The organism is Aestuariivivens sp. NBU2969 (genome assembly GCF_019931125.1).
GTDB classification, from domain to species: Bacteria; Bacteroidota; Bacteroidia; order Flavobacteriales; family Flavobacteriaceae; genus Aestuariivivens; species Aestuariivivens marinum.
On record NZ_JAIOUU010000001.1, the window covers coordinates 48289 to 72343 of the forward strand.

The 24055-nt window shown below is 35.1% G+C and carries 21 protein-coding genes; 4 read left to right on the top strand and 17 right to left on the bottom strand.

The genetic code is table 11. From position 1 onward, the window contains the following. Positions 1-678 precede the first annotated feature (678 nt). From miaA to K7G79_RS00285, 7 genes are read right to left on the bottom strand one after another with little or no spacing between them, the layout of a single operon-like run. Positions 679-1593 carry a tRNA (adenosine(37)-N6)-dimethylallyltransferase MiaA gene (gene miaA / locus K7G79_RS00255; RefSeq protein ID WP_223548557.1) on the bottom strand — a complete coding sequence of 305 codons (915 nt, stop codon included), beginning with the start codon at positions 1591-1593 and terminating at the stop codon, positions 679-681. After that, positions 1586-2440, bottom strand: a complete 855-nt coding sequence (locus K7G79_RS00260; protein WP_223548047.1) for an ion transporter — start codon at positions 2438-2440, stop codon at positions 1586-1588. Before K7G79_RS00260 ends, miaA begins: the two co-directional genes overlap by 8 nt. Positions 2441-2467: 27 nt before the next feature. Then, a complete protein-coding gene (locus K7G79_RS00265; RefSeq protein WP_223548049.1) occupies positions 2468-4432 on the bottom strand; it encodes a DUF3857 domain-containing protein in 1965 nt (654 codons plus the stop codon). A 2-nt stretch (positions 4433-4434) separates the two neighbouring features. Beyond that, on the bottom strand, positions 4435-5796 hold the full coding sequence (locus K7G79_RS00270) for an exonuclease domain-containing protein (protein ID WP_223548559.1): 1362 nt from the start codon (positions 5794-5796) through the stop codon (positions 4435-4437). A gap of 24 nt (positions 5797-5820) precedes the next feature. Further along, a complete protein-coding gene (locus K7G79_RS00275) occupies positions 5821-6489 on the bottom strand; it encodes a YggS family pyridoxal phosphate-dependent enzyme (RefSeq protein WP_223548050.1) in 669 nt (222 codons plus the stop codon). Between the two features lie 16 nt (positions 6490-6505). After that, positions 6506-7396 (bottom strand): 3-hydroxybutyryl-CoA dehydrogenase, encoded by an 891-nt coding sequence (locus K7G79_RS00280; protein WP_223548052.1) that lies wholly within the window; start codon positions 7394-7396, stop codon positions 6506-6508. Between the two features lie 18 nt (positions 7397-7414). Then, positions 7415-8377, bottom strand: coding sequence for a Gfo/Idh/MocA family protein (locus K7G79_RS00285; RefSeq protein WP_223548053.1), 963 nt, complete (start codon positions 8375-8377; stop codon positions 7415-7417). A 129-nt stretch (positions 8378-8506) separates the two neighbouring features. Between K7G79_RS00285 and K7G79_RS00290 the strand changes: the two genes are divergently transcribed. Further along, a complete protein-coding gene (locus tag K7G79_RS00290; RefSeq protein ID WP_223548055.1) occupies positions 8507-9148 on the top strand; it encodes a protein-L-isoaspartate(D-aspartate) O-methyltransferase in 642 nt (213 codons plus the stop codon). Here the strand turns inward: K7G79_RS00290 and K7G79_RS00295 are convergent. The 6 genes from K7G79_RS00295 to smpB all read right to left on the bottom strand — a co-directional run bounded on the left by K7G79_RS00295 (position 9145) and on the right by smpB (position 13796). Continuing rightward, complete coding sequence (locus tag K7G79_RS00295) at positions 9145-9696, bottom strand: DinB family protein (RefSeq protein ID WP_223548057.1); 552 nt, start codon at positions 9694-9696, stop codon at positions 9145-9147. The genes K7G79_RS00290 and K7G79_RS00295 overlap by 4 nt on opposite strands. A 54-nt stretch (positions 9697-9750) precedes the next feature. Beyond that, positions 9751-10287 carry a Crp/Fnr family transcriptional regulator gene (locus K7G79_RS00300; protein WP_223548058.1) on the bottom strand — a complete coding sequence of 179 codons (537 nt, stop codon included), beginning with the start codon at positions 10285-10287 and terminating at the stop codon, positions 9751-9753. A gap of 24 nt (positions 10288-10311) precedes the next feature. Then, positions 10312-10752, bottom strand: a complete 441-nt coding sequence (locus K7G79_RS00305) for a DUF4440 domain-containing protein (RefSeq protein WP_223548060.1) — start codon at positions 10750-10752, stop codon at positions 10312-10314. 98 nt (positions 10753-10850) lie between these two features. Continuing rightward, on the bottom strand, positions 10851-12689 hold the full coding sequence (locus K7G79_RS00310) for a Xaa-Pro dipeptidyl-peptidase (RefSeq protein WP_223548062.1): 1839 nt from the start codon (positions 12687-12689) through the stop codon (positions 10851-10853). A gap of 33 nt (positions 12690-12722) precedes the next feature. Continuing rightward, positions 12723-13268, bottom strand: a complete 546-nt coding sequence (locus K7G79_RS00315; RefSeq protein WP_223548064.1) for a hypothetical protein — start codon at positions 13266-13268, stop codon at positions 12723-12725. A 69-nt stretch (positions 13269-13337) separates the two neighbouring features. Next, on the bottom strand, positions 13338-13796 hold the full coding sequence (smpB, locus tag K7G79_RS00320; RefSeq protein ID WP_223548066.1) for an SsrA-binding protein SmpB: 459 nt from the start codon (positions 13794-13796) through the stop codon (positions 13338-13340). 235 nt (positions 13797-14031) lie between these two features. Here smpB and lpdA point away from each other — a divergent pair, with 235 nt between their 5' ends. The 3 genes from lpdA to K7G79_RS00335 all read left to right on the top strand — a co-directional run bounded on the left by lpdA (position 14032) and on the right by K7G79_RS00335 (position 18665). After that, positions 14032-15432: a dihydrolipoyl dehydrogenase gene (gene lpdA, locus K7G79_RS00325; RefSeq protein ID WP_223548068.1), complete on the top strand. Its 1401-nt coding sequence runs from the start codon at positions 14032-14034 to the stop codon at positions 15430-15432. A 217-nt stretch (positions 15433-15649) separates the two neighbouring features. Continuing rightward, positions 15650-15844 (top strand): hypothetical protein, encoded by a 195-nt coding sequence (locus K7G79_RS00330; protein ID WP_223548070.1) that lies wholly within the window; start codon positions 15650-15652, stop codon positions 15842-15844. A 544-nt stretch (positions 15845-16388) separates the two neighbouring features. Then, positions 16389-18665, top strand: a complete 2277-nt coding sequence (locus tag K7G79_RS00335; protein ID WP_223548072.1) for a glycoside hydrolase N-terminal domain-containing protein — start codon at positions 16389-16391, stop codon at positions 18663-18665. A gap of 74 nt (positions 18666-18739) precedes the next feature. Here K7G79_RS00335 and thrC read toward each other — a convergent pair whose 3' ends face one another. The 4 genes from thrC to thrA all read right to left on the bottom strand — a co-directional run bounded on the left by thrC (position 18740) and on the right by thrA (position 23969). Next, a complete protein-coding gene (thrC, locus tag K7G79_RS00340) occupies positions 18740-20038 on the bottom strand; it encodes a threonine synthase (RefSeq protein WP_223548074.1) in 1299 nt (432 codons plus the stop codon). 52 nt (positions 20039-20090) lie between these two features. After that, complete coding sequence (locus K7G79_RS00345; RefSeq protein WP_223548076.1) at positions 20091-20465, bottom strand: four helix bundle protein; 375 nt, start codon at positions 20463-20465, stop codon at positions 20091-20093. A 65-nt stretch (positions 20466-20530) separates the two neighbouring features. Beyond that, positions 20531-21451 (bottom strand): homoserine kinase, encoded by a 921-nt coding sequence (locus K7G79_RS00350; RefSeq protein WP_223548078.1) that lies wholly within the window; start codon positions 21449-21451, stop codon positions 20531-20533. 73 nt (positions 21452-21524) lie between these two features. Beyond that, positions 21525-23969, bottom strand: coding sequence for a bifunctional aspartate kinase/homoserine dehydrogenase I (gene thrA / locus K7G79_RS00355; protein WP_223548080.1), 2445 nt, complete (start codon positions 23967-23969; stop codon positions 21525-21527). Between the last annotated feature and the right edge of the window lie 86 nt (positions 23970-24055).

Below are 24055 nucleotides of genomic sequence, written 5' to 3' on the forward strand. Positions count from 1 at the left end.
AATCTTCCAAAAACTAAATGTCCTTCTGGTTGTAAATCCAAGTTTTTTGAAAAGAGAAATAGCTTTAATATCGGTTTAGCTCACAGGCAAAAAGGGTGTTTTTCCTTTATTGAAATACTTCTAAAGAGAGGGTTGATTACTTGTTTAGCATAGCTTTTACACGAATGATAATGGTATATTATTACCGCATTAATTTCTATAAAATCAAGGGTTTGCATATGCACCAATAGCAGCAACCAATTGTTCTTCTTTATAAATCCCAAAGTATTGTCCTAGTTCTTGTGTTTTTTGATTTAAAATATTCAGGATAGACCAGTTTTACAAGTTTGATGAGGTCATTATGATGCGTGTGGGTGAGTTCAATATTTTTCAGTAATATAATAATCAATTGAGGTATATATATTATTTGTAAACCTATATATTGCTTGGGAGGTTTTAAAATTTATAGGCATTTTAGGTTTATCTCAAACAATAAAGAAATTCTTAGTTAGTTATACAGGCATGCTTTTGTATGGTATAGAAGGTATCTTGGTCATTGATAAAGTCACTAAAAGAGGCATAATCTAAATGATAGAATTTCACATTATCATAATCAATAGCTTGATCCCATTGATGTTCGGTAAGCGAAAACCAAACTGGATTGTTTAAAGGAGCCTTGTCGAGTAAATTAATAGGAAACTAATTTTCAGTATCAATTTTTTCTTTTATAGCATTTATGATAACATCAATAGGCGTTAAGTAGTCAAACCAAATAACATCCTCTTTTTTTCTAAACCAAGTAAGTTGTCGTTTAGCAAATCGACGCGAGTTCTTTTTTATTTCAGAAATTGCAAAATCCAACGTCCATTTGTTACTAAAATAATGAAACAATTCCTTATAGCCTACGGTATTCAAAGCATTTAACTGTTGGTATGGTAATAAAGCTCTAGCTTCATCGATTAATCCTTGTTCAACCATTAAACCCACCCGCTGATTGATACGATCATAAATTATGTCCCGTTCGGCTTTTAAACCAATAGTTATGGTCTTAAAGTTACGTTTATTTTTTCCTTTGTTTAAAAAGGATGAATACGGCTTTCCGGTACCAATGCAAATTTCTAAAGCTCTAATTACTCTATGTGGATTATCAACAGCAATGGTATTGAAGGCTTTTATGTCTAAGGTTTTTAATTGATTTTGTAAACTGGCTAGCCCTTTGTCTTGAAGTTGCTTGTTCAAGTTTTTACGAATCTTTTTATCTACATCTGGAAAATCATCCAATCCGTTAGTAACAGCATCGACATATAGCCCAGAACCACCAACCATAATAACGACATCATGCTTTTTAAATAGCATATTTAAACAAGATATCGCATCTTTTTCAAAAGCACCAACACTATAATGGTCTTGTATGGATTTATGATGGATAAAATGATGCTTAGCCTGAGATAATTCATCTTGGGTTGGGGCAGCTGTACCAATTTGCATTTCTTTAAAAAATTGGCGAGAATCAGCCGAAATAATTTCAGTATTAAAATGTTTAGCCAATTTAATACTTAATGTTGTTTTACCGATAGCCGTTGGTCCAATTATGGAAATTAGGTATTTAGTCATGATGCAATTTACAGCCACATTTAAAGCAGAATTCTGCATCATCACGGTGCGTTTCATTTAAACAATTTGAACAACATTGTGGGTTAAGCGGCACTGATGCGGTTGGTTCATTGGATTTTTGGGATTTACTTTGACTCGTGTATTCAGCCGAAACAATACCAGTTGGCACAGCAATAATGCCATAACCTAAAATCATAACCAACGATGCTATAAATTGTCCTAAAGGCGTTTGAGGCGCAATATCACCGAAACCTACTGTGGTTAAGGTAACAATACACCAATATACACTTTTTGGAATATTGGTAAATCCGTTAGCTTCACCTTCTATTAAATACATAATAGTTCCCAAAATAATAGCCACAATAAGTACGGCAAACAAGAATACCGAAATTTTTGCTCGACTAGCTTTTATGGCATTGACCAAGTTATTTGACGCCCCTAAATAACGAGCCAGTTTTAAAATTCTGAACACCCTTAATAAACGTAATGCCCTTAAAGCAGCTAAGGCATGTACGCCGCCAATAATTAAAGAAATGTATTTTGGGATGGTCGATAGAAAATCTATTAACCCATAAAAGCTAAATATATACTTAAATGGTTTTTTAACAGTTATGATTCGGGCTATGTATTCAATACTAAAAAGAATGGTAATGATCCATTCCGATATGTTTAAAAAGCCATGGAGCTTAGTGTCAATACTGTTAACACTTTCTAACATAACTAGTACAACACTAGCCAAAATGGTAATTAGAAGAACAATATCAAACAATTTTCCAGCAGGCGTATCTGCTTCATAAATAATTTCTTGAAGTTTTAATCGCCATCGGTTGATTGTAAATTTGTTCATATACTCAAAAGTAATAAAAAAGATAGATTATTTTTTCTTTAATAATATGAGTGTGTTTTTTTGAATGTCAACCACCTTATTCATAAACTCTTTCAAATAGGGATAATATTCGGGTGAAAACTCAGAAGATTTAAAATCAATTCTAAACAATACATTTAAGATATTATTAGTAAGTTTAGTTGAAAAGCCTATTCTGCCAGTATTATTTGGCAGTGCTAGACTTGTATTTTCAGGTAGTTCAACAAGTTCATATTGATCACCCAAATCTAAATTTAGAAGAAAAAGATAACTGTCATTATAGCCAAAATCAATAGGGTAGGTTCTTTCTTGTAATTTAAAAGGGTTTTCTTTAAAAAATTTAATAAAAAAAGGATTTAGATATATATTGTCTCCAGTACCAGCATCGAGATACTCGATATCGTAACTTTTCGAAAAATCGAAGCTGGTTTTATCTTCAGTGCTAATTTTGAAATTATAGATTTCAGCATTTGAAAAACTATCTTGTAGGTTATTTAAATAGGACTCGCTATTGGTAAAGTAATTTTTTTTATCATTTAAGGCATGGTACCCAGTACTTTTACTTTTAATGCTACCAGTAATAGTATTATCATTATTTATGGTCAAATCCATATTTAGGTATACGGCTGAAGGTGTTTTAGGTTTTATATCTATCCATTCACTTCCATTTTTAAAATCCATTAAACGACCATAGCTATTTAAACACCTAAAAGGCACTTCACCAAAGCTTAAAAAGTCATCTGTAGCATCCAGTAAATAGGATTTGGAGTCTATGGTTACTTGAACAATTAAATAATTAAAATCTGAAATTACAGGAAATATTTTTGTAGGAAAACCATTGTCCCTTGTAGAAATTAAAACAGGATGAACATCAATACCAGCTTCTTTTAATAGATTGTGTAATAAGATATTTATGGAAGACACGTTACCAGTTTTATCTTTAATTAAGTCTTTAACCGATACATCTTCAAAAATTCTATAATTACCGTTCCATGTAAAATTTTGCTGAACAAATTTGTAGATTTTATCAGCTTTTTTAAGTAAGTCAGGTTCATTAATAAAGTTGGAATCAAAAAAATCCTCTAGGTTTATTGACTTAGATAGTTGCCTACCTATGTCTTTGTCTGTTCTAAATTCCCTATCAGCCGTTTCCCATGATTTGGTGTAATTATATTCCTGCCCTTCAAAGTTTTTAAAGGTCATTAATTCATATTCAATTCTGGCCAAGTAATTAGATTTGTGAGTCATATAATCCTCTTCAATGAAAGCAGGGATATCTTTCATGGCATAATGACTAACACCACAATCTGAATACGCACCACGACTACCTTCCAAACATCTTTTTTTAACCTCGGAAGTGTTAATGTCCAATTTTTTATGTCCTGCCAACTTAATATTGTAGGTCCAGTTGGCTGGAATACTGGCTTTATAATCGCTATACAGTTTTGGAATATCACTTTGAAAGTCCCAACCTTTATATTTAAACATAAAAGGTGAAGTCAGGGTGTAGCTATAGGTAATAACAGACCCAGCCTTAACGTTGGGCAAGGTAAACTTAACCAAGGTATAATTGTCATTGTATTTCTCTTCAAAAATATGCTCTTTGTCTAAAGTACTTTTAGTGACTTCATTTCCTTCTTTATTGTATGTGGTAGCTAAAATATTCTTTACCTGTTCAAAACTGGTATTGTCCTTTTTGTAAAGATTAATAGTTATATTGGCTTTGCTAGCTCCTTCCTTTTTAAGAATTTTTATTTTATGCTTAACTTGAGTTACAAGTTTGTAATTGTTTGGATCGACATGGCTATTACCTTCTTCATAAATAACTAGGGCGGATGCTGTAGAGTCTTTTTCATAAAAGGTAGATTCTATGTCTGCAAGGGTAACACGATAAGATTCAGAATTATAGTTTGACTGACAAAAACTGGTAATACAAGAAAAGACAAAAAGGATAAGGATTGGTTTTTTATACATTTTTAGAAAATATGTTGTTTTACTCTATTGTTCTTTCGTAAATAACTTTGAATAATATGCTGGGTGTCTCTATTGTTTTGCATAGGGGTAATGATGGATTCTAAAACCTCTATGTTATTAATTTGATAGTTTAGGTTGAAAAAACCTAAGCCCTGAAATATACCATTTTTAATGAGTATGGCGCTGCGCTCGTCAACATCACGGCCCTTGTCAATAATTACCATATTTTTGTTGGCGTAACTATTTTTGTCAATCAATAGTTCAATGCGTTTGTTGTATAGTTCTGCAGTTTCTTTTTGAATACAGGCACCATTACACATTTTTATATCATAATTAAAACAGCTTGTTTTGGTTTTGTAGAGTCCTGTTAATTTTTGACAAAGGTTGTAATCTTCAATAGCTTTGGTTATAAAACTCTTTCCACTTTGTCGATTGCTGAACGTTGTGATAGGGTTTTTTCTACCATCGGCTACATCAATTTTAAGATTTATATAATTATTGTCATCCTTAAAACTGTATAAAGCATGGGTGAAAATAGTTCGCCTTAACGCACGATTAAAAATAGGCTTATTACGCTTTATTTCTTCACTTTCCTTTAACAGTGCTACCAATTCACTGCCAGTGGCCTCATAGGTTACGGCAGTTACCAATTGCTGTATTTTCTTCGATTTATGATTGCTACTAGTAAAGTGCTGATTGATACGTCGCTTTATATTTTTGCTTTTACCTATATATATAATTTCTCCATCCGATTTATGAATATAATAGACACCTGTTATGGATGGTAACTCCTCAATGATATCAATATGCTTGGGTTCAAGCTGATATTTTGGGTCTAGTCTTATGGCATTTTGTATTATGGTTTTGGACGAATCCTTGTCAATTAACATTTTGAAAAGCTTTACTGTAGCTTGCGCATCACCTGTAGCACGATGTCGGTCAGCTACTGGAATTCCAAGCGATCGTACTAGTTTTCCAAGACTGTAGGAGGTTTGTCCAGGAATTAACTGTTTGGCCAATTCTACTGTACACAGCGTTCTGCGTTCGTACTCAAACCCCAAACGCCTAAATTCTGTACACAAAATACGGTAATCAAATTGCGCATTGTGGGCTACTAATATGCAATCGGTTGTGATTTCAACAATACGTTTAGCAATTTCATAAAATTTCGGTGCATTGCGTAGCATACTACTATTAATACCCGTAAGGTTAACCACAAAAGGCTGTATCTCACGTTCTGGGTTTATAAGGCTAATAAATTGGTCGACAATGGTATGGCCATCGTATTTGTAAATGGCTATTTCGGTAATACCTTCCTCATTGTACTTACCACCCGTGGTTTCTATGTCTAAAATCGCGTAGATTCGTTAATTATTGATTACTATTTGTTAAGGGTAATTACGTTCTCCAAAAATACTACTTCCTACCCGAACCATTGTACTACCACAATCTATGGCTAACGGATAATCACCACTCATGCCCATACTAATGGTTTGAGGTTTAAAATTAAAAGTTTCAATTTTTTTTAAGCTATCAAAAGTGTTTTTTAACAAGGTAAATTCTTGTTTTACCTGATGCATGTCCTCTGTAAACGTTGCCATACCCATAAGCCCAACTATTTTTATGTTTTTTAAAGAAGAAAATGGTTCACTTTGAATGAGTTCCAAGGCTTCTTTTGGTTCCATTCCAAATTTTGAATCTTCTTCGGCTATTTTAATTTGAAGCAAACAGTCGATTACCCTATCGTATTTTTGGGCCTGTTTATTAATTTCTTTTAATAATTTAAAATTATCCACGCCATGGATTAAGCTTACAAACGAGGCCATGTATTTCACTTTATTGCGTTGCACGTGTCCAATCATGTGCCACTCAATATCTTTGGGCAATTGCTCATACTTTTCGACCATATCCTGGATTTTATTTTCTCCAAAAATAATCTGGCCTGCACGATAAGCTTCCATGATGTCTCTGATGGGTTTCGTTTTTGAAACCGCTACAAGGGTAACATGGTCTGGTAAAGTAGATTTTATATGGTTTAGATTTTCAACAATCGACATAAACTCACGGCATATTTTAACTTAAAAACTGTCTAGCAACGGTCTCTGCTTTTTTGCTGCTGGAATAATCATAAAATCCTTCACCTGATTTTATTCCTAATTTCCCTGCCCGAACCATATTGACCAACAATGGACATGGCGCATATTTTGAATTCTTAAAACCATCGTACATCACATTTAAAATAGACAGGCAAACATCTAAACCAATAAAATCAGCTAGCTGTAAAGGGCCCATAGGGTGTGCCATACCCAATTTCATAACGGTATCGATTTCTTCAACACCAGCTACACCATTATACAGGGTTTCAATTGATTCATTAATCATTGGCATTAAAATTCGATTGGCTACAAATCCCGGATAATCGTTAACCTCAACTGGAATTTTACCAATGGTCTTAGACAATTCAATAATGGTTTCCATCACTTCATTGCTAGTATTATAGCCCCTAATAATTTCAACCAATTTCATAATAGGTACGGGGTTCATGAAATGCATACCAATCACCATTTCGGGTCTTGAGGTCACTGATGCAATTTGAGTAATGGAAATAGAGGAGGTGTTCGTTGCTAAAATGGTATCCTCAGGACAAGCTTCGTTAAGCTGCTTAAAAATATTAAGTTTTAAATCTACATTTTCGGTAGCGGCTTCAACAACTAAACTAGCATATTCAACACCTTCTGTTAAATCTGTAAAGGTGGAAATGTTGCTTAACGTTTCAGTTTTATCGGCTTCAGTGATTTTGTCTTTAATGACCATTCTATCCAAATTCTTGGTAATGGTTTCGATTCCCCTTTTTAAAGCGGCTTCATTAAGGTCTATAAGTTGTACCTTAAATCCGTTTTGAGCAAAAGTATGGGCTATACCATTGCCCATAGTACCTGCACCTATAACTGCAATGTTTTTCATTTCTTTTTTTATTTGTAGCTACTTAAAACAATCTATTATTTGTGTGGCAACCCGTAAAGCTTCGGTACCATCATGAAGGGTTACAATTGGGGTGGTATTGTTATTAATAGCATCAGCAAAGGTTTCTAATTCTTCTAAGATGGAGTTTGTTTCCGCTATTTTAGGATTGTCGAAATAGATTTGTTTTTTAACACCTTCTGCATTTTGTAAAATCATATCAAAATCTCCAGGGTGTTCTGGAGCATCCTTCATTTTTACCACTTCACATTGTTTGGTTAAAAAATCTACCGAGATATAAGCGTCCTTTTGAAAGAAGCGTGCCTTGCGCATTTTTTTTAGTGAAATTCTACTGGCCGTTAAGTTGGCCACACATCCATTTTCAAATTCAATCCTTGCATTGGCAATATCTGGCGTGTCACTAATTACAGTAACACCGCTAGCTGAAATATGTTTTACCTTAGATTTTACAATGCTTAAAATAATATCGATATCATGAATCATTAAATCTAATACAACAGGTACATCCGTTCCCCTAGGGTTAAACTCAGCCAAACGGTGAGTCTCAATAAACATAGGTGATTTAATATCATTTTTTACCGCTACAAATGCAGGGTTAAAACGTTCTACATGACCTACCTGTCCACGAAGGTTGTGTTCGGCTAAAAGTTCTCTGATGTGTTCTGCTTCTTCAACAGTATTGGTAATGGGTTTCTCAATAAAAATATGTTTGCCTTTAGCAATAGCTTGTTTGGCACAATCGTAATGCGATAAGGTTGGAGTTACAATATCTACCACATCAACAGCATTGATAAGGGCATCTATAGAATTAAAGAATTTATACCCAAATTCCTGTTCTACACGCTTTCCGTTGCCCTCGTCGGCATCATAAAAGCCTACCAGATTATATTTATCAGATTGTTTAAGAAGTCTTAAATGAATTTTCCCAAGGTGACCAGCACCAAGTACACCTGCGTTTAGCATAATTGTTACGTTTTCAACAAAAGTACATGAATTTTTTTATTCAAGTTTTGCGAAAAATAAAATCCTTATGATTTATTTCCAGCTTTAAAATGTTTACTTAATTTTATACAGTTAAACCACATCAAAATATTGAAAGATACTTTTAAACACAAGGGATTACGACAACAACTAGTTAATGTTGTGAAAGGCAAAGGGATAACAGATGAAAAGGTATTAAAGGCCATTGGCAACATACCACGACATTTATTTATGGACTCCGGATTTTTGGACCATGCCTATCAGGATAAAGCCTTTCCAATTGCGGCCGACCAAACCATTTCACAACCTTTTACGGTGGCATTTCAAACGGAATTATTACAGATAAAACCAAACGATAAAATTTTGGAGATTGGTACAGGAAGTGGTTATCAAACAGCAGTATTATGTGAATTGGGTGCCCGAGTGTATAGTATAGAACGTCAAAATGAGCTGTTTAAAAAAACCAGCAAGTTTTTACCTAAACTAGGGTATAGGGCCAAAAAACTTATTTTTGGTGATGGCTATATTGGTCTTGAGGAAGAAGCCCCTTTTGACGGTATAATTGTAACCGCAGGAGCTCCTTTTGTACCCAAACCTTTGTTATCGCAATTAAAAATAGGAGGGAGGTTGGTTATCCCCGTGGGCGATGATGTGCAAACCATGACTCTTTTTATTAGAAAGGGCCCTAAGAAGTTCGAACAGCATGACTATGGCGAGTTTAGGTTTGTGCCGCTATTGGAGGATAAGAATTAGTGTTGCTTAATAAGCGTATTTTCAGCCTGTAACAGATGCCTTATATTGTGGTTAATAACCACCCTAAAAGTGTCTCCTAATTTTAGGGTTACTAATTTGCCCAGTGTAGTGGGCGTCTTTACTTTGTTTAGATTAACTGTTTTAGCTTTTTCTAACAGATTTAACATTTTTTCCTGTTGTTTTAAAAAACGATCTATAGTGCTTTTATTAAGTTTGCTTCCATTTGGGTTTTTACTTTTAAACGTTTTCATTCTGTTTAATTTTTCTTTGGGCAACATACTCTTTGCAAAGTAATCCCCTAAAAACCCTGGCTCAAAATAGGTCTGTTGTTTAGTTTGACTTTGATTAATAACCTTTTCAATTTCAGGGAGGTAAAAATCACCATAAAGATTTAGGTGTTCTAGGCATTCCAAAACACTCCAGGTGTTTTCGTCAGCCTTCCAGTTGAGTTTTTCTAGTTTGATTTTGTTCAGGTTTTCAGCTTGAACTGTATTCTGTTTTGTTGAATCAATTAATTCTGAAAGGAGCATATCTGCTTTTATCTTCATAATTTATGTTTTTGCAAAGGTTGAAAATTAAGCAGATTAAAAAATTGATTGAAGTTAAGATTTTTTAATTCTTGAGAACGTTTCTGGGGTCATTCTTAAATAGGAAGCAATATATTTATTGGGGACCTCTTGGAATAATTGCGGACTTCTATTTAAAACACGATTATAACGTTCAACAGGTGACTGTGTTAAAATATCACGTTCCCGTTCCATTTGTTGAAGGACAAATTGTTGGAGTATAAGTTGCCAGATTTTTGTGTTTTCAGAAGAAGAAGCAATAAAGTCCATAAATTTGGTTTTATCCAAAACTTTAACGGTAGCTTGCTTTAACGCTTGAATATAAAAATCTGTAGGCTTTTCGTTTAAAAAAGAATCCAGTGTGGCAATTAAATTATTTTTGTAGCCAAATCTGATGGTGTGTTCTTCATGTGCTTCAATGACAAAAATCCTAAAACTTCCTTTAATGACCCAATATAAGTTGGTGTCGACAGTCCCTCTTTTGGTTAAAAAGTCATTTCGGTTCAACATTATAGTGCTATCCCATAAATTTTCAGCATTTAGGGAATCTATAAGTTGCGTGATAGGATTCATTGGTTTTAGTTTGCCTTATATATTTTAGTCCCAAACAAATTTCCAAGAACCATCAGTTTGTCTTTTCCATACAGTATGGAAAATACCAGTTGAAGTAATATCCTTACCGGTAGAATCTTGATAGGTGTAAGTATATTTGCCATATGTATAGCCCAAATCGCCCGAGGAAGAGACGTCAACAAAGCTTGGTTTCCAGTTCAATCCTTTTGAAGTTGCATTTTTCATATAATCACTTATAGCTTTCTTCCCGTTTATAATACTATCATTTCTTAAGAGCACTCCATTGTCTGCAACATAGGCTAAAAAAGCTTTATTCATGCCTTCCTTTTGAGCCATTACTGCAAAATTATGCTCAGTTTCAAGAATTTCATTTTTCCATTTTTCTATATGGTTAAATTTTTTCGTTAAACTATTTTCACATGCCACTAAAACTATTGCTATAAATATTACATAAAATGTTTTCATCTGTTTATGTTTTATTTTTTTTAAATGGTCAGATGTAATTCACCAATAATCATTTTGGTTGGTATCAACTTCTTGTTATGGCTCATTTCATATTATTTTTAATCTATAAAGATTGCGTCTTTGAATGCTTCACTACCACCAACTATAGGTAAGATTAAGCTTGTTCCATCCAGATCTATAGCTAGTTTCGTGCCTGGTTTTGGGTGTAGCGTAAAATCTTTATCACTGGAAAAAATCATTAATCCTATTTGTTGCCCTGCTTTAATAACTTGGTCATCTGGTTGAAGATTGAAAGTTATCTCATAGAATTTACCTAATTCTAAAGGTTCACTATTAGTCATGGATTTATAATTTTGAGGATCTGCCCAACCTCGGGTGATAATATTATCTGTATTTTTTACTCTTCCCCCTTCATTCCAAGGCAATGAAACCAACCAAACAGATAAGTTTGCAGCGGGCTTACTACTAGCGAGTTTAACAGTGATTTTTGGTACACCAGAAATATGTATATCCTTAGAAAGTTTTGGGGTTACATATAATAATCTATGGCTAGTAATTTCAGCTTTTACCAAAGCTTCACCATTAAATGAAAAATTATCTATGAGGGTTTCAGTGTTTTGGTTTGGGATTTTTGTGGTGGTTAATCCCCCTAATTTGGGAGCTCCTGAGGTTAAGTATAACGTTAAATCTTCAGCATCAGGGTTAGGATAGTCTTTGTAAGGTGTAGGATTTTCCATTTTATCATCTTCACGAACAATCCAAGCCTTGTTGGATTCATTTTCAACACCATTATCTATATCATGTAAATAGTGTGTAAACCACTTGTTCATCATACTCACAGGAGGAGGACCACCATGTCCCAATTGATGATAATAAATACTGGTCTCCAGTCCCATTTCTTTAGCTTTTTTATAAATACGGTAACTATGTTCTGGCATCACATTCCAATCATTAAAACCATGGGACATCAATAAAGCGGCTTTCATTGGTTTCATGTCATTTAGATAATCACGTCCCGCCCAAAAGTCATTATAGTCTCCTGTTATACGATCCATACCGTTCTTCATTTCAGTATCCCGTATTTTAGTATTATTATGGGCTCTTTTAGATTCATCACCACTATGAATGTAATCATATAGCACATCAATATCTTCACCAAGATAACCCCCGGGCGAACGTACAAGTCCGTTTGAGCGATAGTAATGATAGTAGGAGGTGTTAGGTGCTACTGGGATGATAACTTCCAGCCCTTCAACACCAGTTGTAGCAGCGGCTAAGGGTATGGTGCCATTATAAGAGGTCCCCGTCATACCTACTTTACCTGTACTCCAATATGCTTTTACTTCTTCATTTCCATCGGGCTCGGTGTAACCTTTTGCTCTGCCATTTAACCAATCGATTACTGCTTTAGGAGCTAGTGATTCATTGTCGCCACCAACAGTTGGTGACCCTTGGGATAAACCAGTACCGGGTGAAGAGGAATGTACAACAATATAACCTCTTGGGACCCAAGTGGCAATTTGTGAGTTTGATATAATAGGTCGATTTCCTATACGTACCACTTCTGGATGTACACGTTCTTTGCCCATTTCACCTAATTCATGGTTTACGTCCCAAAATAAGCCTTCAACATCTGGTGCAACTCCAGCATAGTAAGGGCTGGACTCATAAATAACAGGTAGTTTTAATCCTTCTGTATCAGTTTGGTAAGGTCGGGTCACATCAACATGCATTCGATCCAATTTACCATCACCATCAGTATCAAAAGTAGTTTCTACAAACAAATCATGTCTGATCCATTTTTTAGGGGTATTAAAATCTTCAACAATTTGTGCTTCCCCTTCTTTAAAAACGGGTACTGCCTTTTCTTGTGCAATTACTGATATAGAGATTAACGTAAAAAGGGCTAGTATATTTAGCTTTAAAATAAATGTCATTATTATTTAGAGTTTTAACCAGAGGCGTAAACCTTAAGGTAAATATTTTCTTGGAATAGGGTTGTGTCTTGTTTCGTTAGTCCAATAGATATTAATAATCCACCAACGCTTACCATCGTTAAACAGTTGTATGCTATTAATCCCTCTCATAAAGGGATCTTCGTCGGTTTTACTATGATAAGATTCGTAAGTGCTAAAGACATGGGCAATATTGCCAAAAACCTCAATTTTTCTATGAATTTCCTTTTCCAAAAAACCATGTTCAACCAACCATTTTCCGGAAGTTTTTATATAATCTTGTGGAGCCATAAAATGTGTTTTGTAATCTCCAGATTCGTCTTCACCAGCTAAGATTAACTTGGCATTGGGGGCAAATAAATGCTTAAACTGTTTCCAGTTTCGTTGTTCTCCTTTTTCACCCGAAATTACTGAATAAAGTGTTTTAATAGTATTGTCGATACTTAACACAGATGTAGTATCTATAACAAACTCATTAGGTTTTTCTGTAAGTTTTTCTTGAGCATTACTTATAAAAAATGCTAGGTTAAATATACATATTGCGGTAAATAATTTATTCATATTATAATGGTTTTAATATTGGAAAAATAAGTAATATCGAAAAATACAACCGTTAACAAATCCATAAAATTATTTATAGATCTTTTTTATTCTATCTAGGTTTCGTTTATTATCCCTGTCCTTAATAGTTTCACGTTTATCGTATAGTTTTTTTCCTTTAGCCAATGCAATTTCCAGTTTGGCATAGCCTTTTTCATTAATAAATAATCTTAAGGGAACAATAGTAAGTCCGGAGTTCTGCACTTCCTTATTCAATTTTTTTAGTTCTCTTTTATTGAGTAATAACTTCCTAATAGCCTTAGGCTTATGGTTGTAGTGGGTACCATAAAGATATTCCTCAATCGTCATATTAACCACAAATAGTTCCCCACGATCATTAAATTCACAAAAACTTTCAGTAATAGACGCCTTACTATTTCTAATGGATTTTATTTCAGTTCCAGTCAACACAATTCCAGCTGTATATTTATCCAATATCTCATATTGAAATCGAGCTTTTTTGTTTTGTATGTTAATGTTTTTTTGCATGGCACACAAAACTAAACAAATTTTATGTTTTTAAACTGAAATATTATTTCATTGTGAAGCAAAGCTTTATGGTTACATACTAGGATTGAACCATACCATTTTTAATGTTTTCACGTTAAACCAATGCGAATTTTGAATGGTATTTTTTGCGTTTTTTTAAGTATGGTTTTACTTGCCTTCCCATAAAACATTTGTATTTTTGGCAATCTATTTAATATAATTTTAAAAGTCTAATATGAACTCATACGACGTAGTAGTTATAGGCTCAGGGCCTGGGGGATATGTTGCAGCCATTCGCTGTGCCCAACTAGGCATGAAAACAGCAATAATTGAAAAATATGCAACACTAGGTGGTACCTGTTTAAATGTGGGCTGTATACCAAGTAAAGCCCTTTTAGATTCATCGCATCATTTTGAAGATGCTGTAAAACATTTTGATGACCATGGTATTGAAATCCCTGGTGATATTAAAGTGAATTTAGAAAAAATGATAGCCCGTAAGCAAGCCGTTGTAGATCAAACTACAGGTGGGATTGACTTTTTGATGAAGAAAAATAAAATTGATGTTTATCAAGGGCTAGGAAGCTTTAAAGACACCACGCATATTACTATTGCTGGAGCTGAAACTACTGAAATTGAAGCTAAAAATACAATTATAGCTACAGGAAGTAAACCATCAAGTCTACCCTTTATCAGTATAGACAAGGAACGTATAATCACATCAACAGAGGCATTAAAGCTTAAGGAAATACCAAAACATTTAATTGTTATTGGTGGTGGTGTAATTGGTTTGGAATTGGGACAGGTATACAAACGTTTAGGAGCTGAAGTAACCGTGGTTGAATATATGGATAGGATTATTCCAACCATGGATGGTGGTCTTTCTAAAGAACTTAACAAGGTACTAAAGAAAGCTAAATTTAAAATTAATGCTTCCCATAAGGTAAAATCGGTTGAAAGACATGGTGATGAAGTCATCGTTAAGGCCGATAACAAGAAAGGTGAAGAAGTTGAATTTAAAGGAGATTACTGTTTAGTGTCTGTTGGTCGTCGTCCATATACCGATGGGCTAAATACAGAAGCTGCTGGAGTTAAGTTGAATGATAGAGGCCAGATAGAAGTGAATGACCACTTACAAACTTCGGCATCTAATATTTACGCTATTGGCGATGTTGTTAAAGGTGCAATGCTAGCTCATAAGGCAGAAGAAGAAGGTGTTTTTGTAGCCGAAACCTTGGCAGGACAAAAACCGCATATCGATTATAACCTTATTCCTGGTGTGGTATATACCTGGCCAGAAGTAGCTGCGGTTGGAAAATCGGAAGAACAACTTAAAGAAGCGGGTGTAGATTATAAAGTTGGACAATTTCCTATGCGTGCTTTAGGTAGAAGTCGGGCGAGTATGGATATTGATGGCTTTGTTAAGATTTTAGCTGATAATACAACCGATGAAATACTGGGGGTGCATATGATAGGTGCTCGTGCCGCCGATATGATTGCGGAAGCTGTTGTTGCTATGGAATATAGAGCTAGTGCAGAGGATATTTCCAGAATGTCGCATGCACACCCTACCTTTACCGAGGCAATTAAGGAAGCAGCTTTGGCAGCTACCGAGGATAGGGCGTTGCATATCTAAAAGTATATTTGTACGAATACGTTAAAAGGAGCTTTTGGGCTCCTTTTTTATTGAATTTAGATAGATACGATAAAATTGATTTTGTAAAAGTCATTAATATTTAGTAAATTAGATTTCTTGGGACAGTTAATAGCATGATTACCCCTAAAGAATAGTTTTAAACAATTCTCTCCTGTTCTGTAATCTATAAATGTTATGTTTTAAAAACTTAGCATTTATGAATACATGTCTATCCTTTTGTATTGCCCTATTTTTTATTGCTTATATGTTACCTGCACAATGTCCAGATGGTTCACCAGATGCAGGTTATACCTGTATTCCAGATATGGAATTTGAGGAAGAGCTGGTTCTAAAAGGCATTGATACTGATGGCGTTATAGATGGACAAGGCTCTAGTTTAAAATTGTGTTGATATTAATAAGGTAGTCAACATGATTTTGACTGCCTCTTTTGTTAAACAGAATAATGAAAGATAAAACACGCAGTTGTTAGCTTTACTATCTAGAGTAACCTCCTTTTTGTTTTACAATATCATCTGTAATTTATTGTCTTACGTATATGTAGTTGAATGCTATTCATTATATTTAAAAGATAATAGGATTGCAACTGTAAACACAAAATAACCAATGGGAAAAACCTTTAGTGTGTTTAAAAGATATTGTAAAGAATAACGGATGGAGCTTTGGGGGTGATTTAAATTAGAGTTAAAATTTGGTTGGTTACTATCCTGAAGCCCAAAACTATTCTTTGCACATTCCTCTTTCATTAATTTGAAAGGGTTTTTTGTTTGAAATATTTCAATGTGATTTATTGCACGTCTTTATTAAAATAAATCATTAATATTGAATCTGTTTCACGAATATTTCTACATGATGTTTAAATCTTATTTCTCAGTTGCTTCAATTTTAGTTTTACTTTTTACAGTTCTAATATCTTGCAATTCTGTCCAAAAAAATATGGAAGAAGATGATATATTATGGTATACAGCACCAGCAAAAAACTGGAACGAGGCCTTGCCTTTAGGAAACGGTAAATTGGGCGTGATGGTTTTTGGAGACCCAGTGAATGAACGTATTCAACTGAACGATGATTCCATGTGGCCAGCGGACAGTGAGGACTGGGATGCACCAGAAGGCGATGTCAACGACCTAAACATTATAAGGAGCTTACTTTTTGAAGGCAAGAACCATGTAGCCGATAGCTTATTTGTTGAAAAATTTTCCCGTAAAAAAGTAGTGCGATCCCACCAAACCATGGGTGATTTGTTTATTGACTTTGAACATGAAAATATAACGGACTATAAAAGGGTTCTGAATATAAATAGGGCAATAAGTACGATTTCATATAAGTCTGACGGTGATTTATTTACTGAAAAGATATTGGTGTCCCATCCCGATAAAGTGATAGCTATAAAGCTTATTTCCCAAAGTGAAGACGGATTAAATGCCAAGTTAAGATTAACAAGACCCGATGATGATGGTCATCCTACTGTAAAAACTGTTGCTATTGATGATATGCTCGTCATGCAAGGAGAAGTTACTCAGCGCCAGGGATATTTTAATTCTGAGCCTTATCCCATATTGGAAGGTGTACGTTTTGAAACCTGCTTAAAAGTAAATCATGAAGGCGGTAAAGTAATAATGGAAAGTGATTATTTGGAATTAAAAAATGTAAAGCAGGCCACTTTATATCTCGTATCTAATTCATCCTATTATTTTGACGATTACAAAGCTAAGAATAAAGTGGATTTAGAAGCAATTAGTTCTAAATCATTTGGAGACTTAGAGCAAGCACATATTAAGGACTATCAAAATTTATACGACAGATTGAGCTTAAGTCTTGGCAAGAATGGATTAGATTCCATTCCTACCAACGAAAGACTTCAGCGGGTAAAGGGGGGGCAAGTAGATACCGATTTAGAAGCCTTGTTGTTTCAATATGGGCGTTATTTATTGATTTCTACTTCTCGAGTTGGTACAAATCCAGCCAATTTACAGGGTCTTTGGAATGAGCATATCACTGCCCCATGGAATGCCGATTATCACCTCAATATCAATTTACAAATGAACTATTGGTTAGCCGATGCCACTAATTTGGGTGAATTAAATACGCCTTTGTTTGATTATATTGATAAACTGGTTGATTCTGGTAAAATAACGGCCCAGACCAATTATGGGTGCCGAGGTTCCTTTATACCCCATGCTACCGATTTATGGGCGCCGACATGGTTACGTGCACCAACGGCGTATTGGGGATGTTCTGTTGGAGCTGGAGGATGGCTCATGCAACATTACTGGCAACATTATGAGTATACTCGCAATATTAAATTTCTTAAGGAAAGAGTTTATCCAGCTTTACACGAAGTTACTCTATTCTATAGTGATTGGCTCGTTGAAGATCCACGAGATGGTTATTTAGTTTCTGTGCCCTCAACTTCTCCTGAAAACCAATTCTTCAATAGCAGCGGTTTATCAGTTGCCACTTGTTTAGGCAGTGCTATGGACCAACAGATCATTTATGAAGTGTTTAATAACTATTTAAAAACGGCTAAAATATTACAGATCGAAAATGATTTTGTTAAAAAGATAATTAACCAAAAGGAAAGATTGCGTCCAGGATTTGTTTTGGGTAGTGATGGTAGAATTTTAGAATGGGATAGGGAATACAAGGAAACCGAACCGGGGCATAGGCACATGTCTCATTTATATGGATTTCATCCAGGTACTTATGTTACCAAAGAAGGCGCACCAGAATTATTTGATGCCGTTAGAAAAACCTTAGATTACAGGTTGGATCATGGTGGTGCGGGAACAGGTTGGAGCAGGGCTTGGCTAATTAATTGCAGCGCACGATTATTGGATGGTGATTTGGCACACGACCATATTCAGTTGTTATTGCAAAAATCGATGAGTACAAATTTGTTTGATTTACATCCGCCATTTCAAATTGATGGGAATTTTGGGTATACCGCTGGGGTTGCCGAGATGCTTTTGCAATCTCATGAGGAACATACGGTTCGGATATTACCAGCATTACCCGGAGTCTGGAAAGAGGGCCATGTAACAGGTATAAAGGCTAGGGGCGGATTAATATTTGACATCTATTGGAAAAACAATCGGTTGGAAAAAGCGGTTATTACATCAGCATTTGATCAAAATTTTAAGTTAGTTTATAATGACATGAGCACACCTATTGAAATAAAAAAAGGTGAAACCCTAACATTTAACCCCTAGTTTAATAATATGTTATGTCATTGCGAAAAATTGATTGCTATCAATTTTGTGGCAATCTCAACATAGTAATCTTGTTAATTGTTTTTAAGTAAAAATTCCTTCAAGTCTTCATAAGTTGAAATAATAATAGATGCCTTTTCTTTATCCATAACGGCCTGTATTTGTTCTGGTAGGGGTTGTTCTTCTTTAATAACTTCTTTAACAACATCTAAAAACTTGGTAGGATGTGCTGTTTCCAAAAACACACAGTGTGCCTTCGGGTTTTCTGCCAAATAGGCTTTACAGCCCAGATAACCAACTGCACCATGGGGGTCAGCTATATAGTTATAGTGGTTGTAAATTTCCAACATAGCTGCTTTAGTTTCCCCATCTGTAAAACTATAAGAAGAAAGATTTTCCTTTAGCGTTTCAAATGTGTTTTTATAGATTTCTTCGATACGGATAAAATTACTTGGTGCGCCAACGTCCATGGCATTGCTAATGGTCTGTACGGAAGGCTTTGGTTCGTATAACTGTGATATTAAATAGCGTGTCACTACGTTATTGGCATTGTTGGAGGCTATAAAGTGCTTGATAGGCAAGCCCAGCTGTTGTGCCATCATACCGGCGCAAATATTACCAAAATTACCGCTAGGCACCGAAAACACAATCTCCTTATACTTTTTATGTAGTTGCTTATAAGCAAAAATAAAGTAGAACAATTGCGGCAACCATCTGGCAACATTAATAGAATTAGCCGAAGTCAACTGCATTTTACTGGTTAGCCTGTCGTCTAAAAAAGCAGTTTTTACCATGTCTTGGCAGTCATCGAACGTACCATTAACCTCTAAAGCTTTTATATTTTGTCCAAGTGTTGTTAACTGCTTTTCCTGAATGTCACTAACCTTACCACTTGGGTAGAGTATTACTACATTAACCCCTTTAATACCTAAAAAGCCATTAGCCACAGCACCACCTGTGTCGCCTGAGGTGGCAACCAAAACGGTGACTTCTTGGTTGTTATTTTGATTGAAATAACCTAAACAGCGTGCCATAAAGCGTGCGCCAACATCTTTAAAAGCCATAGTAGGCCCATGAAAGAGTTCTAGTGTTGAAATATTATCGTTTAAGGTTACAACAGGAAAATCAAATGACAAGGTTTCATCAACGATGCGTTTGAGTTCTTTTTCTGGAATTTCCGGAGAAATAAACTGTTTAATGGTTTCAAAAGCGATATCACTATGCGATAGATTGTCCAGATTTTCAAAAAATGAATTCGGTAGAGGGGTTATACTTTCTGGAAAATACAAGCCCTTATCTGGAGCTAATCCCTTAATGACTGCATTTTTAAACGTTGAATTTGGGGCTTTTTTATTTAGACTGTAGTAATTCATTGTTGTTCTATTTGACGGAAGACCACAGACGGGAGACCGAAGATTGTATTGTTTATTTAAAATGTATTGGAATTATTTTACGTTCTTTCTGAATGCAAAGCATGTTCATAAGCTGATAACCTTCTTCATATAATTGATTGAACTTAGGTTTAGTTATATAATTTCTTTTTTCTGATTTATAGAGACAAGTCACAACTTCAGCAAGAGATTGGATAGCATATCCTAGAAATTTTTTTTGCTCAAGATTGGTTTGACCTATTGAGCCTTCAGAGATATTCAAGGCAATAGAATCAGCAGTTCGTCTTATTTGAGAGGATAAATTGAACTTTTCTTTTTCGGGGAAACTATTGGCAAGCCCATCTATAGTTTCTCCAAAATCCATGGCACGTTGCCAAATTATAAGTTTTTCAAATTTAAATTTATCCATGAATCGTTATTTTTCTATGCGTCTTCCGTCTCCCATCTTCCGTCTTAGGTCTTCCGTCTTCAACCTTAAATTACCTTAACTCCTTGCTTGTTTATTTTCGATACATGCATATCAAAATCGATTCCAGTTTCTGAGTAAGCTTCACTTATACTTTTAGATACTTGCTTGGCAGTTTCAAAACCTTCACATAATGAAAAAATGGAAGGACCGGAACCTGCAATCCCCGAGCCTAGAGCACCAGCCTGTATAGCAACTTTTTTTACTTTACTGTAATGGGGTATAAGTTGGCTCCTGTGAGGTTCAACCACAGCATCATGTAAAGAATCTTTAATCAATTGATAATTGGACGTATGAAGGGCATGGACTAAACTTCCAAAATTGGCCCATTGGGTAATGGCATTACTAAGTGGAATGTCTTTAGGCAGTATGGCTCTGGCTTCAGAGGTTTTTATTTCAATTTGCGGATGGATAATTACCACATATAGGTCATTTGGTGATGGAATTTCCAATACATGCAATGGCGAAACGCTTTTTACCAAGGTAAAGCCCCCAAACATGGCAGGAGCCAGATTATCGGCATGTTCACATTTACTGGCCAAGGCTTCCCCTTTTATGGCAAATTCTGTTAGTTGCGTTTTGTTGAACGGCCTATTTAAAAGTTCGTTCATCCCAAAAACGCTCCCCACAGCACTTGCCGCACTACTGCCAATACCGCTTCCGGGTTTAATGTTTTTATAGATTTCAATGTCAAATCCAAAGTCTAAATCTAAAGCATTGTACATGGCTAATGCTGAAACACCGGCAACATTCAACTCAGTTTTATAGGGTAAATCAAAACCTTCAATATGGGTAATGTGAATCCCTTTTTTATCAACTTTCCTAATAACCATTTCATCTCCTACATTATCCAGGCAAAAACCCATAACATCAAATCCACAGGAGACATTGGCAACAGTTGCAGGTGAAAATATTCTTATTTCGTTCATTTTTTCAATTAAATAGTTCTCGGTCGCACTAGAGCAAAAAAGAGAACTTTCTTTATGTAATATCATGTTTATATTAATTATTCCCAACCCTAATAATATCGGCAAACAATCCAGAAGCAGTAACATCAGCACCAGCACCAGCGCCTTTAATAATCATTGGTTGTTCTGGATATCTTTGGGTGTAGAACATCACGATATTATCCTTACCTTCTAAATTATAAAAGGGATGTCCTTCTGGGATTTCCTGTAAGCCTACACTAGCTTTACCATTATTAAATTGTGCCACATATTTTAACTGACACCTTTTTGCTTTAGCGGAAGCATATAGGTTTTGATAATGCACTTCGTCAGTAATTAACGTTTGAAAGAAATCATCAACCGTGTCGCTTTTTATTCCAGCTTCAGACAGGAATGATTCGTTGCTGATGTCCTCTAAATTCATTTCTACGCCACTTTCCCTAGCCAGAATCAATATCTTTCGGGCTACATCCACACCACTTAAATCAATTCTTGGGTCGGGTTCGGTATAGCCTTCTTCTTGTGCTTGTTTTACAACATCGTGGAATTTTGTGTTATCGTTAAAATTATTGAATACAAAATTTAAGCTACCCGAAAGCACAGCCTGTATGGACGTGATTTTATCGCCCGATGCGACTAAATTATTCAATGTGTCTATTACAGGCAAGCCGGCACCCACATTGGTTTCAAATAAAAATGGGGCATTGTATTTTAGCGATAAACGCTTCAATAATTTATAGTTGTCCAAGTCGCTGGAGCAAGCAATTTTGTTACACGCTACAACACCAATACTTTCCCTTAAATAATTAGCATAAAGATTGGCTACATCACTATTGGCGGTCACATCAACAAAGATACTATTGCGAAGGTTTAAGTCTTTCACCTGTTGAAAGAAACCGGTAAGGGTAGCTTGATCACCATTGGCCAGTTGATTTTTCCAATCGTTTAAATCGATACCATCTTCATTAAACACCATTTTTCTGGAGTTGGATAACCCAATAACCCTAAGGTTAATTTTTAGGTTTTCCTTTAAATAGAGCTTTTGTTGCTTTATTTGCTCAACCAAACGCTCACCTACATTACCAACTCCGGTAATAAATACGTTAAGCTGTTTGGTTTTGGCCTCAAAAAATTGCTCATGTAGCGTGTTTAAGGCTTTTTTAACGTCTTTATCGGCAATCACAGCAGAAATGTTTTTTTCTGAAGCACCCTGTGCAATGGCTCTAATATTGATGTTGTTTTTGCCCAAAGAACTAAACATTTTACCACTGATACCTTGGTGGTTTTTCATATTATCACCTACAAGTGCAATGATAGACAATCCCATTTCAACGACTATAGGATCTATTTTGTGTAAAGCGATTTCGTTTTCAAATGTTTTGTCTACAGCAGTTTTTGCCCGTTCAGCATCGTTGGTATCAATTCCAATACAAATGGAATGCTCAGACGATGCTTGGGTAATCAATATCACATTGACCTTCTCCTGAGCCAAGGTTTCAAATAAACGCTTTGAAAAGCCAGGAATACCAATCATACCACTGCCTTCTAATGTTAATAAAGCGATATTGCCTATGTTGCTAATACCTTTTACGGTGGTATTGTTGTTTATATTTTGATTGGAAATTATAGTCCCCGAATCGTTTGGCGCATTAGTGTTTTTAATATGTATAGGAATATTTAAATCCAAAACAGGTTGCACCGTAGGTGGATATAACACTTTAGCACCAAAATGCGACAATTCCATTGCCTCTTGGTAGGATATATTCTTAATGGGGTAAGCTTGTTTCACCATTTTTGGGTTGGTGGTATACATGCCACTTACATCAGTCCAAATCTCTAATTGTTCAACATTTAGGGCCGCAGCAACAATAGCCGCAGTAAAATCGGAGCCACCACGGCCAAGTGTGGTAATTTCACCCACATCCGATTTTGAAATAAATCCGGGAAGAATAGTAATTTGTTGATTTGCAGATTTAAAATAATCTTGAATGTTTGAGTAGGTCAAGTTGTAATTAACCTCGGCTTTTGTAAAATTGGAATTTGTTATTATTAGCTCTTGTGAATTTTTGCGTTCTGCCAATATACCTCTATTTTTCATGGTCTCGGCTATGATAAATGATGACAGTAATTCACCAAAGCTAACAAGCTTATCTGACGTTTTTGGAGATAATTCGTTTATTAAATAGATGCCATCCAGAAGGTTTTTTAAGGCATTTAATTTTTCATCCAAATAGCTTAAAATAGTATCAGATTGACTCGGATTTAACTCCTTAATAATGGCAATGTGAATATCTTTTATAGAATTAAAGTTGTCAACAAAAGACTTGTCTTTATTTTTAGCTTGGTTACCTGCTAATAATAGTTTATCAGTAATACCACCAACAGCTGAAACGATACAGGCAACCTTGCTACTTTTTGAATAGTTTTCTAAGATATTGATGACGTTATTTATATTGTTCGATGAACCTACAGATGTTCCTCCGAATTTTAAAACTTTCATGTTTTAAAGTATTGTTTGTTATAAAATTGATTAAAAGAGGGTGATTTTAAATCACCAGAATAGTCCGAAGTATATATGATTAGCAA